This window comes from Spartinivicinus ruber, from assembly GCF_011009015.1.
Classification (GTDB): domain Bacteria; phylum Pseudomonadota; class Gammaproteobacteria; order Pseudomonadales; family Zooshikellaceae; genus Spartinivicinus; species Spartinivicinus ruber.
The window spans coordinates 1,728,579-1,740,551 of sequence record NZ_CP048878.1 but is presented as its reverse complement, the minus strand read 5'-3'; the positions used below and the strand labels follow the sequence as shown (position 1 = coordinate 1,740,551).

Annotated in this window: 14 protein-coding genes; 4 read left to right on the top strand and 10 right to left on the bottom strand. The window is 42.6% G+C overall.

Translation table 11 applies throughout. The annotated features are described in order from the left end of the window. Positions 1–68: 68 nt before the first annotated feature. Both G4Y78_RS08300 and G4Y78_RS08295 read left to right on the top strand, forming a co-directional pair. Positions 69–662, top strand: a complete 594-nt coding sequence (locus G4Y78_RS08300) for a phosphoheptose isomerase (protein WP_163832580.1) — start codon at positions 69–71, stop codon at positions 660–662. Continuing rightward, positions 659–1,237 carry a BON domain-containing protein gene (locus G4Y78_RS08295; RefSeq protein WP_163832579.1) on the top strand — a complete coding sequence of 193 codons (579 nt, stop codon included), beginning with the start codon at positions 659–661 and terminating at the stop codon, positions 1,235–1,237. The genes G4Y78_RS08300 and G4Y78_RS08295 overlap by 4 nt, the downstream gene beginning before the upstream one ends. Before the next feature lie 101 nt (positions 1,238–1,338). Here G4Y78_RS08295 and G4Y78_RS08290 read toward each other — a convergent pair whose 3' ends face one another. From G4Y78_RS08290 to rplM, 7 genes are all read right to left on the bottom strand, one after another. After that, positions 1,339–1,752, bottom strand: a complete 414-nt coding sequence (locus G4Y78_RS08290; RefSeq protein WP_329604953.1) for a ClpXP protease specificity-enhancing factor — start codon at positions 1,750–1,752, stop codon at positions 1,339–1,341. A gap of 108 nt (positions 1,753–1,860) precedes the next feature. Beyond that, positions 1,861–2,493: a glutathione S-transferase N-terminal domain-containing protein gene (locus tag G4Y78_RS08285; protein ID WP_163836412.1), complete on the bottom strand. Its 633-nt coding sequence runs from the start codon at positions 2,491–2,493 to the stop codon at positions 1,861–1,863. A gap of 97 nt (positions 2,494–2,590) precedes the next feature. Then, the gene (locus G4Y78_RS08280) at positions 2,591–3,364 is read right to left on the bottom strand and encodes a cytochrome c1 (RefSeq protein WP_163832578.1); all 774 of its coding nucleotides are present in this window, start codon (positions 3,362–3,364) and stop codon (positions 2,591–2,593) included. Beyond that, a complete protein-coding gene (locus G4Y78_RS08275) occupies positions 3,364–4,575 on the bottom strand; it encodes a cytochrome b (protein WP_163832577.1) in 1,212 nt (403 codons plus the stop codon). Before G4Y78_RS08275 ends, G4Y78_RS08280 begins: the two co-directional genes overlap by 1 nt. After that, the gene (gene petA, locus G4Y78_RS08270; RefSeq protein WP_163832576.1) at positions 4,575–5,171 is read right to left on the bottom strand and encodes a ubiquinol-cytochrome c reductase iron-sulfur subunit; all 597 of its coding nucleotides are present in this window, start codon (positions 5,169–5,171) and stop codon (positions 4,575–4,577) included. Before petA ends, G4Y78_RS08275 begins: the two co-directional genes overlap by 1 nt. Positions 5,172–5,611: 440 nt before the next feature. Continuing rightward, on the bottom strand, positions 5,612–6,004 hold the full coding sequence (gene rpsI, locus G4Y78_RS08265; RefSeq protein WP_163832575.1) for a 30S ribosomal protein S9: 393 nt from the start codon (positions 6,002–6,004) through the stop codon (positions 5,612–5,614). 15 nt (positions 6,005–6,019) lie between these two features. After that, positions 6,020–6,448 (bottom strand): 50S ribosomal protein L13, encoded by a 429-nt coding sequence (gene rplM, locus G4Y78_RS08260; protein WP_163832574.1) that lies wholly within the window; start codon positions 6,446–6,448, stop codon positions 6,020–6,022. 309 nt (positions 6,449–6,757) lie between these two features. Here rplM and G4Y78_RS08255 point away from each other — a divergent pair, with 309 nt between their 5' ends. Next, positions 6,758–7,795 carry an NADP(H)-dependent aldo-keto reductase gene (locus G4Y78_RS08255; RefSeq protein WP_163832573.1) on the top strand — a complete coding sequence of 346 codons (1,038 nt, stop codon included), beginning with the start codon at positions 6,758–6,760 and terminating at the stop codon, positions 7,793–7,795. A gap of 103 nt (positions 7,796–7,898) precedes the next feature. Here the strand turns inward: G4Y78_RS08255 and zapE are convergent, their stop codons facing one another. Further along, a complete protein-coding gene (gene zapE / locus G4Y78_RS08250) occupies positions 7,899–9,005 on the bottom strand; it encodes a cell division protein ZapE (protein WP_163832572.1) in 1,107 nt (368 codons plus the stop codon). 490 nt (positions 9,006–9,495) lie between these two features. On the opposite strand from zapE, the gene G4Y78_RS08245 reads away from it, so the two are divergent. After that, positions 9,496–9,957: a YhcB family protein gene (locus G4Y78_RS08245; RefSeq protein ID WP_163832571.1), complete on the top strand. Its 462-nt coding sequence runs from the start codon at positions 9,496–9,498 to the stop codon at positions 9,955–9,957. A gap of 112 nt (positions 9,958–10,069) precedes the next feature. On the opposite strand, the gene G4Y78_RS08240 is transcribed toward G4Y78_RS08245, so the two are convergent. Next, a complete protein-coding gene (locus G4Y78_RS08240; RefSeq protein ID WP_163832570.1) occupies positions 10,070–10,843 on the bottom strand; it encodes a substrate-binding periplasmic protein in 774 nt (257 codons plus the stop codon). Between the two features lie 137 nt (positions 10,844–10,980). Next, complete coding sequence (gene trxB / locus G4Y78_RS08235; RefSeq protein WP_163832569.1) at positions 10,981–11,937, bottom strand: thioredoxin-disulfide reductase; 957 nt, start codon at positions 11,935–11,937, stop codon at positions 10,981–10,983. Positions 11,938–11,973: the final 36 nt, after the last annotated feature.

The following is an 11,973-nucleotide window of genomic DNA, read 5'->3' as shown; positions in this document are numbered from 1 at the left end:
GCACCCGTAATTAAGCCAATAACTGAATCTGGAAATGGCTGATATCAGTTATTGCAAGAGACCCTCTGATGGAAATAATTGATCACATTACCAATCATTTTTCGGAGAATATTGATGTCACTATTAAGTGCGCAGAGTCACTCCCACCATTGATTGCCCACACTAGTGAGCTATTAGTTAACACACTGCTCCACGACGGGAAAATTCTCGCCTGTGGCAATGGTGGCTCTGCAGCAGAAGCACAGCACTTTGTTGCCAGTCTGTTAAACCGTTTTGAGCGAGAAAGGCCTTCCCTGCCTGCTATTGCTCTAACAGCAGACACCATCACGCTAACAGCAGTTGCTAGTGACTATAGTTATAATGAAGTCTTTTCAAAACAGGTAAGGGCTCTCGGCCAGCCTGGAGATATTTTACTTGCTCTATCTGCCAACGGTTATTCGGCAAATGTTGTACAAGCAATTCAAGCGGCACATGATCGTGAAATGATTGTTGTGGCTTTAACAGGAAAAGAAGGCGGTGATATGGCTGCCTTACTTCATGGTGATGATATCGAAATTCGTATCCCATCACAGGCTACAGCAAGAGTTCACGAACTACACCGCTTTGTAATCCACTGTTTATGTGACCTAATTGATGAACATTTATTTGGAGGAAGCTTATGAAAGCAAGCCATGTAATCTGTTTAATCGGCCTCCTGACCTTTGTAAGTGGCTGCACTCCTATATTAACGGCGACCCATGAAGGTCCTATTACTCAAAATCAGGGTAAGCGCACTTTGGGTAGTATCGTTGATGACGAAACTATTGAAACCCTTGCCCAGGTCAATCTAGAAAAAACAAACCCCGAATTTAAAAACCATCATGTTGTGGTCACTAGCTTTAATGGCATTGTCCTACTAACTGGACAAGTAGCAACTGAAGAACTGAAAAACCAGGCAGGCGGAGAAGTTAAAAAGCTGCAAAAAGTAAAACAAGTATACAATGAATTAGAAACATCCAGTCCCATTTCTTATTTGGCTCGCAGCAACGACAGCTGGTTAACCTCAAAAATTAAAACCAAAATGCTTGCCAACGAAAAAGTGCCGGCATCACGCGTTAAAGTCGTCACTGAAAATGGCGTAGTCTTTTTAATGGGTTTAGTCACCCAACAAGAAGCAAACGAAGCGGTGAATGTAGTACGCACATCTTATGGCGTACAAAAGATTGTCAAGGTTTTTGAGTATATTGATCAGGAGTAACGGTTTAGAGTTACCGCTCTCCAGCTAGCACTTTTTAGTAATTAAGTGCTAGCCTTGCTTCACAGCACCTTAAGGCAAAGAAAAAGGAATTAAAATAGTAATTATTTAACAACCTTCAGGCTAGGTCGTCCTGATGGTTTTCCTGATTTAGTTGCTGGCTCTGGTGAAATAGGGGTAGGGTCCGGTGTTGGCTCGGGCGTTTCTTCTGTATCAAACACCATTCCTTGACCATTTTCTCTGGCATAAATAGCCATCACTGCATAAGTTGGCACATGTAAATGCCTAGCGATGCCACCAAACCGGCCATTAAAGTCAATGGCATCATTACTAATAAGCAAGTCGCGCACAGCTGTTGGTGAAATATTCAGGACTATTTGGCCATCTTTAACATACTCTTGAGGCACCTCAACTGTTTCCACCTCTGCATTTACTAATATATAAGGTGTACAGTCATTATCGACAATCCATTCATACAGTGCTCTGATAATATAAGGTCGACTACTACTCATCGACATAGATAACTCTCCAAATAATCCTGGTAATTCAAAATACCCAATATCTAGGTTATAGATACAAAAAGAGGCACAAAAGTGCCCCTTTCAGCAAACAAACAGCAATTTCCTTTAAAGGGCTCGCATTTCTTTTTCTGCCTCGGACAGACTTTCCTTGAAAGCTTCTCTAGCGAATATCCGTTCAGCATACTTTAATAATGGCTCAGCCTGTTTTGGCAACTCAATACCTAACACCTGTAATCGCCATAAAATAGGAGCAACACTACAATCGACTAAAGTAAATTCATCACTCATAAAGAAAGGCTTTTCAGTAAAAATTGCTGCAGTACTGGTTAAACTTTCCTTTAGCTCTTTTCTTGCACGATTAGCTGCTGTTTCTTTGGTTTTTGGATTTTGGATCTGGTCTACTAATGCACACCAGTCTTTTTGAATCCGATAAACATAGAGTCGGCTTTGTGCACGCGCCACTGGATAAACAGGCAGTAATGGCGGGTGCGGAAAGCGCTCATCTAGGTACTCCATCATCACATTGGGCTCATAAAGCACCAAGTCACGATCAAGCAAAGTTGGTAAGCTGTTATAAGGATTCAGATCAGCTAGCTCAGCTGGCTTATTATCTGGATCGACATCCTGAATATCAACAGCTACTCCCTTTTCTGCCAGAACAATTCTTACACGATGGCAATAATGATCTAAAGGGTCAGAAAAAAAAGTCATTGAGGAACGTTTGGCAACCACGCCCATTTTCACCCCCATATAGAGATCAACTCAAAATGAAATGCGCGTGCTAAATTTTTAGCAACGCGCACCCTACAAAAAAACACCTTTACTGTTTTACAGTCTAATGAACGTCTTTCCAAAATTCACGTTTCAATAGATAAGCAAAGACAAAAAACACAGCAAGAAATAACAATACATAAACCCCAATTCGCTCTCTATCAAGGCGGGCTGGCTCACCAGCATAAGCTAAAAAGCTAACTAGATTTCTTACTGTTTGGTCATACTCTTCTGGTGTCTGCTCATGCTTTACATCAGACTTCAAGGTAAGCTCACATAAAGGTTTACCCGTTTGGGTATCAACTTCATGTGATTGCTGCCCATAACAGCTATCGTGTTGCATACCCTGCAATTCCAGTAGCACATGAGGCATCGCTACATCTGGAAATACCTTATTGTTCACTCCCCATGGGCGAGAATTATCCTCATAGAAAGTTTTTAAATAAGAGTACAACCAGTTAACACCTCTCACCCGAGCCACTAAAGTAAGATCTGGTGGCGCTGCACCAAACCATGTCTTAGCGTCCTCAGTCTGCATAGCGTTTTCCATCAGATTACCGATTTTAACATCATTAAATACCACATTATCCATCATCAGCTCATGAGAAATACCAAGGTCATCAGCAACACGCTCATAACGTTGATACTGGGTGCTATGACAACCCATACAATAGTTCATGTAGGTATTTAAGCCTTGTTGCAGTGCGGCTTTATCTGTTAAATCAACCTCAAACCCATTCTTCTTCGCATAGCCATCTACATCGAAGCCTGAGCCCCCAGCCGCCCAACTGGCAACTGGTAATAACATCATTACAAAAGCTACCAATAGTTTTTTCATTACCCTGTCACCCTTTCTGGAACTGGTTTAGTTTTTTCAGCCCAGGTATACCAAGGCATCAAAATAAAGAATAAGAAGTAAAACACAGTCCATATCTGCGACCAAAGAGTTCGAAGATCAGTAGCAGGTTTGGCTCCAAGGTAACCTAAGCAAACAAAGCTAATAGCAAACAAGCCAATAGCAACTTTACTGAGAATGCCCTTATAACGAATAGACTTCACTGGGCTACGATCCAACCAGGGTAATACAAACAACACCGCAATTGCCGCACCCATTGCAATGACACCACCTAATTTATCTGGTACTGCCCGCAAAATGGCATAGAAGGGTGTAAAGTACCAAACAGGCGCAATATGCTCAGGTGTTTTCAAACTGTTAGCTGGCTCGAAGTTTGGTGGTTCAAGGAAAAAGCCGCCCATTTCAGGGAAAAAGAATACGACAATACAGAAGACAAATAAAAATACCACCACACCCACAATATCTTTAACGGTGTAGTATGGGTGGAAAGGAATGCCATCTAACGGAATACCATTAGCGTCTTTCTTTTTCTTAATTTCAACCCCATCAGGGTTGTTAGAGCCCACTTCATGTAAAGCAATTATGTGCAATACCACTAACCCTAATATAACAATGGGTAAAGCAATAACATGCAGGGCAAAGAAGCGGTTCAAGGTAATACCTGAAATCAAGAAGTCACCGCGAATCCACTGCTGCAAATCAGCACCAATGACAGGAATTGCGCCAAATAGTGAAATAATTACCTGGGCTCCCCAGTAAGACATTTGTCCCCAAGGCAACAAATACCCCATAAAAGCTTCTGCCATTAAGCACAGGTAGATGGTCATTCCAAAGATCCATACCAACTCCCGTGGAGCTTTATAGGAGCCATATAACAACCCCCTGAACATGTGTAGGTAGACCACCACAAAAAAAGCTGATGCCCCAGTAGAGTGTAAATAGCGCAGAATCCAGCCATACTCCACATCGCGCATGATGTATTCGACAGAAGCAAAAGCCTCTTCAGCAGAAGGAACATAGCTCATGGTCAGCCAAATACCCGTCAGGATCTGATTAACCAGTACTAATAAAGCAAGCGAACCGAAAAAATACCAAAAGTTAAAATTCTTCGGTGCATAATATTTACTCAGATGCTCTTCCCACATTTTAGTGGCGGGGAAGCGTGCATCCACCCATTCCATAAAGCCTTTCATTATGCGTTCTCCTCATCAACACCGACAATCAAAGTATTATCATCGATAAATGAATAAGGCGGCACTTGTAGATTAATAGGTGCCGGTACACTCTTGAAAACTCTTCCCGCTAAGTCAAACTTAGAGCCATGACAAGGACAGTGATAACCACCCTTCCATTCCTGGTCAAACTCCATGGGTTTTACTTCTGGGAAAAATTTAGGTGAACAACCCAGGTGGGTACAAAGGCCAACCAAAACTAAAATTTCTGGTTTAATAGAACGGAACTCATTTTTTGCATAGCTCGGTTGTTGGGACTCTTCTGTCGACTCTGGATCAGCCACCCGATCATTTAATTGTTTTATATTATCCAGAATTTCTTGGGTGCGTCGCACCACAAATACAGGCTTACCTCGCCACTCAGCAATAATTTGTTGGCCTGGCTCAATTTTAGCCAGGTTGACTTTTACCGGGGCACCCGCAGCCTTAGCTTTTGCACTTGGGTTCCAGGAAGCAATAAATGGGACTGCAGCGCCTACTGCACCAGCAGCACCAACCACCGAGGTTGCTGCTACCAAAAAGCGTCGTCGGCCTTTATTTACGCCGTCATTTGTCATTAAACTTATCTCCCCATCAGAGCGAATTCGATGACCGTCTGAAAAAACAGGTAACACGCGAACAAGTGCTGCATGCTATAAACAAGGTTGCCTTGTAGCTAATCACTTATCATTTAGCAGTACACTAAATGTCACTTATTTATAAGATGCAGCACTGGCCAGGTTTTGCAACAGACTCAAAATGTGCGAATGGTAAAAAAATTATCAGCCGCTAGCAAGTTAGGCAACAACTGACAACAAGGCTTAGCGACCTGATTATCCTCAAAATACTGCAATATTATATCCAATTTAGTTTGCTAGGATAATCAATTTATTTATACCCGATGTATCGGGTATATCTGGACCGACTATTATTTTTACGAAGGCCCATCTTTTATTATCAAAAAAAAGCCCGGGAGGGGTGTCCCAGGCTTTTTGACCACAAAAGCGATAAGCAATAATTAACGCTTTGAGTACTGTGGACGCTTACGCGCTTTGCGTAGACCCACTTTTTTACGTTCAACTTCACGTGCATCACGAGTTACATAACCCGCTTTACGTAAAGGCGAACGAAAATCTTCGCTGTACTCAATTAAAGCCCGGGTAATACCATGACGAATTGCTCCAGCTTGGCCGGAACCACCACCACCTTTAACCGTTACTTTAATATCAAAGTTTTCCAGCATCTCAACTACTTCAAGTGGCTGGCGAACAACCATACGAGCAGTTTTACGACCGAAGTATTCATCTAATGGACGACCATTAACTTCGATAGCACCGCTTCCAGATTTCAGGAAAACACGAGCAGTCGAAGATTTGCGACGACCAGTTCCGTAGTATTGAGCCGTAGACATATTCAGACCTTCCCGTTAAATTTCCAGAACTTGAGGTTGTTGAGCTGCATGCTTGTGCTCTGCACCGGCATAAACTTTCAGCTTGCTGTGCATAGCTCGGCCTAATGGGCCTTTTGGTAACATGCCTTTAACAGCCTTCTCGATGATACGCTCTGGCGCATGATCAATCAGTTTTTCAAAGTTCATGGTACGCAAGCCGCCAGGATAGCCTGTATGACGATGATACAGTTTAGCCTTAGCTTTATTACCAGTGACATGCACCTTTTCAGCGTTAACAACAACAATGTAGTCACCTGTATCCACATGAGGAGTGTACTCAGGCTTATGCTTACCACGAAGACGTAGCGCAATCTCAGTTGCTAGACGACCCAGAGTTTTCCCTGAAGCGTCTACCACGTACCAGTCACGCTTTACAGTTTCTGGTTTTGCAGTATAAGTTTTCATATTACTTTATGCCTCGTAAGTCGATTCAACATCGACAAAATGTTACAAACTGAGCTTTTGGCAATCCTAAAACCGCCAAAAGGGTTTCAGTGTTGCACACGGGCATCTCAATTCGCGGGAAACGAAGGCGGCGATTATAGCGCTAAGCGCTTGGATAAAAAAGCCCCTAATAACATTTTATAAACCCCAAGCGTAGTTTATTTTTCGGCCAGTTTCATTATCAGCTTGGTTATAGATATGACATTTTTTGGGTCACATTATTAAATAATAATACAGGCCATGACACTTAACAGACTGTAGGACAACACTATGCAATATCGCCAGTTGGGCAACAGCCCTCTTAACGTCAGTACATTGTGTTTAGGAACGATGACTTGGGGAGAACAAAACACCCAACAGCAAGCCTTTGAGCAACTGGATTATGCACTAGACCAGGGCATTAACTTTATTGATACTGCTGAGCTTTACCCAGTTCCTCCCAAAGCAGAAACTTATTCCAAAACCGAAAGCATTATTGGTGACTGGATAAAACAGCGAAATAACCGGGACAAATTTATCTTAGCCACTAAAGTCACTGGGCCTGGTGATTGGGTCAATTATATGCGGCAAGGGCCAAGACTAGATAGAGAGAATATCTTAGCGGCGGCTGACGCATCCCTCTCTCGCTTAAACACCGATTATATTGATTTATATCAAGTTCACTGGCCTGAGCGACAAACTAATTTCTTTGGCCAGCTTAATTACCCCCCCCCTTCAGAGGAACAAGCAGTTTCCATAGAAGAAACCCTAGCTGCACTTAATGAACTAGTTGAAAGTGGTAAAGTCCGGCATATCGGGATATCTAACGAAACCCCCTGGGGAGCTATGCGATATTTGCAACTAGCTGAAAAACGAGGCATGGCTAAAGCAGTTTCTATCCAAAACCCCTATAACCTGTTAAACCGAACCTTTGAGATAGGCCTGGCAGAGTTTGCTCATCGCGAGAATTTAGGCTTATTAGCATACTCTCCCATGGCATTTGGAGCTTTAAGTGGCAAGTATTTACATGGAGCTAAGCCTGCTAATGCCCGGCTGACACTCTTCAGTCGATTTGCCCGTTACTCCAACCCACAAGCAATCAAAGCCACTGAAAAGTATGTTGAGATCGCCCAGCGCCATAAACTGGACCCTGCCCAAATGGCGCTGGCGTTCGTCAGTAGTCGCCCTTTTGTTGCCAGCAACATTATTGGTGCCACTAGTATGGATCAGCTAAAAGCCAATATTAATAGTATTAACTTAGCGCTGGCGGATGCAGTATTGGAAGAAATAGAATCGGTTCATACCGAGCAACCGAATCCAGCACCTTAATTTAGTACTTATCAGACTATCGCGAAAATATACCAAACTAAGTTCCTTTCCCCTGCAGGAAAGATTAAGGGGAGGGAACTAAAAGTTCTACCCCCCGTCACTACTAAGCCTTGTGCGGTCGCCCTAAATACTCATGAGACTGCATTTCTAACATCCTACTGGTGGTTCGCTCATAAACAAACGTCAGCTTGGTTCCTTGGTAAATATCAGGAATTGCTACCTCCGCTGACATAATCACCTTAACGTTACGATCATAAAATTCATCAATTAAATTAACGAAACGCCTTGCCTGGTCATCCTTATCTGCTGTCAACTGTGGTATATCACTCAGTAAAACTGTATGAAAAACCTTCGCTAATTCAATGTAATCATTTTGACTACGGGGGCCATCACAAAGCTCTGTAAAACTAAACCAAGCCAAATCATCACAACATTTTAATGCCCTTATAGGACGACCTTCAATAATCAGTGCTTCATTTTCAGTAGTATGAGCTTTATCTGGCACTAGCCGGTTAAAGCTGTCTTCTAAACTGGTTTGAGCAGCAGAATTAAGGGGGTAATGATAAATCTCCGCTTGCTCCAATACCCGCAACCGATAATCAATACCACTATCCACATTAACTACTTCAGTATATTTTTCTACCAATTCAATTGCTGGTAAAAACCGTTGGCGCTGCAAGCCATCTTTATACAGCTCATTAGGTACAATATTTGATGTCGCAACCAAGGTCACTCCATTAGCAAACAACTGCTCAAATAACCCCCCTAAAATCATTGCATCAGTAATATCTGACACAAAAAACTCATCAAAACAAATCACACAGGCTTCATCACTCAGCCGTTTGGCGACAATAGTTAAAGGGTTTTTTTCACCTTTCAGGGTTTTTAGTTCCTGATGCACACGCTGCATAAAACGATGAAAGTGTGTACGAATCTTATTTTCAAATGGCAGGCTGTCAAAAAAGGTATCAACTAAATAGGTTTTGCCGCGGCCAACTCCTCCCCAAAAGTAAAGCCCCTGGCAAGGTTCAAGTGAATGTTGCTTACTAAACCATTTTAGCCAGCCAGTGACTGGTTTAGAGTACTCCTGCTGAGCAACAATTAAATCCTCATACAGCCGTTGCAAGTGTTTTACTGCCTTTTCCTGCTCAGGATCATAACTAAAGTCATCTCGAAGCAAATCTTGCTGGTAGCGCTCCCAAGGTGTCATAACAACTGAACCCAACCCCATTACCTGTTGATTTTGTGGACGCCACTTTAACCAGCTTAAAAGCTTTGTGCAATCAGTGATAAGCGTAGTTATAAGCGCTAAATTTCCTGACACAAGGCAGATTACAAACACTTAGCCACTACATTAGAGGTTACTGCATAGCTTTTCAGCATGATTTTTTTTGCACTGCATTCCTTTACCACGACACTTCCCAGGCCCAGGGCACGGTTTTCGGAGGGTGTGAATAAAAATCACCTGTTAAGGGTATACATCAAATAAAAAAATAGCTAATTTAGGGGCATAAGCTAAAGCAATAAAGCACCTTAGCTTAAGGCTGCCAAAGGGCTAAAGCGAGCTATACAACAAATCTATAATAACACGCCCAGTTTCGCGAACATTTCGACAGCTCTTGGCAAGTATGTTGCTGACAATAACCCATAAAAACTCAGCAACATGATAGATAGGAACGACAAAGTTAGAGGCATTAGTTGTGGAAACAGTAAATCTCATTTGGTTTATTTTAGGAATGGTGGTGGGTGCCTCACTGCTGTATATGTATAACTTAATGACAAACAACAGTAACCGCAGCAACAAGTTGGAAAACCAGTTACAGCAAACTCAGAACGAACTAAACAGTTACCATGAAAGTGTGAATGAACACTTCAATCAAACCCGTGAACTGGTTAACAAACTAACGGAAACCTATAAGGACCTCAACCAGCACATAGCTAGCTCTGCAGCTCAGCTATGCGATGTTGAAACTCAGCAAGGTGCCAATGATACATTATTAGCGACAGAAGCACTGGTTTCTGGCAAGAAGGCAGAGGTCAGTGACTCCAAGGATGCAATAGAACCACCTAAAGACTACGCACCCAAAAAACACCCTAAAGAAAAAGGCACACTTTCAGAAGACTTTGGGGTGATAAGACGAGAAAATCCATCATTAAGCTAAGTTTGTATATTTGCTTAACAACTGATAAGGCTCACTCCCCACTAATAAAAAGGAATGAGCCTTTAAACAACATTTGGCGCATAAGCGCTAAACAAATAAACAATATTCTTATCTACTTCCAGTCAGTGAGACCATACTTAGCCATAATTGTTTTTAAATCCCCTGAATCCCTGAGTTGTTGAATTCCTTCATCCGCTATCTCAACAAGCTGTTTGGAGCTTTCTTTGGCTGGTGAACAAGCAAAGTAAATATTATTTGCCTCACCATAAGTACCAGCTAATAGCGCATTTCCTTTTTTATCCATGGATTCTAATTTAGCTTCCGCCACTGCCACGCTTTCAATCAATGTATTAACACGTCCACCTAAAAGCTTTTTGATATTATTCTCTAACGCATTATTGCCACTAACAGATTTGAACACATCTTTTCTGCTTGCAATCAACTTGTCTAGCTCATCATCATAGGAGTAGCCACCAATCACAGCAACCTTACGGGTTAGTAACGAATTTAAATCACTGAATCGCCAGCTGTCACCAGCGATCACATAAATACCTGTTACATCTTGCCCCCAATTTTCTTTGGGAAAAACAAAGTCAGGCGCATCACTAGGGTAAGCACCCACTACGCAATCATAAGTACCATCTCGTACTGAACTCAAAGCTCGTTCCCAGGGCATAAGGCGATAGTCTACTTTAATGTTTTTAGCCCCAAACACTTTCTGAGCAATTTCTATCATGAAACCAGGCTTATCAGAGGCAGGATCCCCATTCATTGGATACCATTCATCAGCACGAATACTGATCGACTCCTCCGCAAAACCTAAGCCTTGCAATAAAAAAGAGGCAAAAAACAACAATCCAACGAAACTTTTGGCAGGTGTGTTCATAGGAAATACCCCTGTTATCGGCTGTATATTCCAGAGGGTAAAGCAGCAAGATTAATGACATTAGCTTACAGCATAGCTGTAACAAAAAGAGAGTGCCAGGCAGACAGCATGCCCTGTCCACCTAGATCAGAAAGGTATTATTTTTTCAAACTATCCAAAAACTTCTCAGCATCCAAAGCTGCCATACAACCAGTACCCGCTGAAGTGATCGCCTGACGATAGACATGATCCATCACATCCCCTGAAGCATAAACACCAGGAATACTAGTTTGTGTAGCGTTACCTTCTATGCCACTTTGGACTTTAATGTAGCCATTCTTCATTTCCAACTGCCCTTCAAACAGGCTGGTATTAGGGGTATGACCAATAGCAATAAACACACCTGCGACGGGAATTTCTGTCGTTTCCTTAGTATGTTTATTACGCACTCTTATACCTGTTACCCCAGCAGCATCACCCAACACCTCGTCTAGCGTGCTATCAAGCACCAGCTCAATATTGCCATTTTTGACCTTATCCATCAGTTTATCTTGAAGAATTTTCTCTGCCCTGAACTCGTCACGACGATGCACCAGGGTCACCTTGTTAGCGATATTTGCCAAGTACAGCGCTTCTTCAACTGCAGTATTACCACCACCAACAACCGCCACATTCTGCTTTTTGTAGAAGAAGCCATCACAAGTCGCACAGGCAGAAACCCCTTTACCTTTAAACGCTTCTTCACTTTCAAGGCCCAAGTACTGAGCACTCGCGCCTGTAGCAATAATTAAGGCATCACAGGTGTATTCACCATTATCACCCTTCAAACGAAACGGACGCTGTTGCAAGTCTGCTGATTGGATATGATCAAAAATAATCTCGGTATTAAAGCGCTCCGCATGCTGTCGCATCCGCTCCATTAGGGCTGGGCCTTGCAAACCCTCAACATCACCAGGCCAGTTATCAACATCAGTCGTAGTGGTTAACTGTCCACCCATCTGGATACCTGTTACTAACACAGGGTTCAAGTTAGCACGTGCTGCATATACAGCAGCCGTATAGCCAGCAGGACCAGAGCCTAAAATCAGCAGCTGGGCGTGTTTGACTTCTGACATTTAATTTTCTCCTTTAAACCACATCTGAGCCTGTTC

Excerpts from the sequence above, each read along its gene's own strand:
- petA (WP_163832576.1), bottom strand. The coding sequence starts at position 5,171 with ATGACAAATGACGGCGTAAATAAAGGCCGACGACGCTTTTTGGTAGCA.
- rplM (WP_163832574.1), bottom strand. The coding sequence starts at position 6,448 with ATGAAAACTTATACTGCAAAACCAGAAACTGTAAAGCGTGACTGGTAC.
- G4Y78_RS08285 (WP_163836412.1), bottom strand. The coding sequence starts at position 2,493 with ATGGGCGTGGTTGCCAAACGTTCCTCAATGACTTTTTTTTCTGACCCT.
- G4Y78_RS08255 (WP_163832573.1), top strand. The coding sequence starts at position 6,758 with ATGCAATATCGCCAGTTGGGCAACAGCCCTCTTAACGTCAGTACATTG.
- G4Y78_RS08290 (WP_329604953.1), bottom strand. The coding sequence starts at position 1,752 with ATGTCGATGAGTAGTAGTCGACCTTATATTATCAGAGCACTGTATGAA.
- G4Y78_RS08295 (WP_163832579.1), top strand. The coding sequence starts at position 659 with ATGAAAGCAAGCCATGTAATCTGTTTAATCGGCCTCCTGACCTTTGTA.
- trxB (WP_163832569.1), bottom strand. The coding sequence starts at position 11,937 with ATGTCAGAAGTCAAACACGCCCAGCTGCTGATTTTAGGCTCTGGTCCT.
- G4Y78_RS08275 (WP_163832577.1), bottom strand. The coding sequence starts at position 4,575 with ATGAAAGGCTTTATGGAATGGGTGGATGCACGCTTCCCCGCCACTAAA.
- zapE (WP_163832572.1), bottom strand. The coding sequence starts at position 9,005 with ATGACACCTTGGGAGCGCTACCAGCAAGATTTGCTTCGAGATGACTTT.
- G4Y78_RS08300 (WP_163832580.1), top strand. The coding sequence starts at position 69 with ATGGAAATAATTGATCACATTACCAATCATTTTTCGGAGAATATTGAT.
- G4Y78_RS08240 (WP_163832570.1), bottom strand. The coding sequence starts at position 10,843 with ATGAACACACCTGCCAAAAGTTTCGTTGGATTGTTGTTTTTTGCCTCT.
- G4Y78_RS08280 (WP_163832578.1), bottom strand. The coding sequence starts at position 3,364 with ATGAAAAAACTATTGGTAGCTTTTGTAATGATGTTATTACCAGTTGCC.
- rpsI (WP_163832575.1), bottom strand. The coding sequence starts at position 6,004 with ATGTCTACGGCTCAATACTACGGAACTGGTCGTCGCAAATCTTCGACT.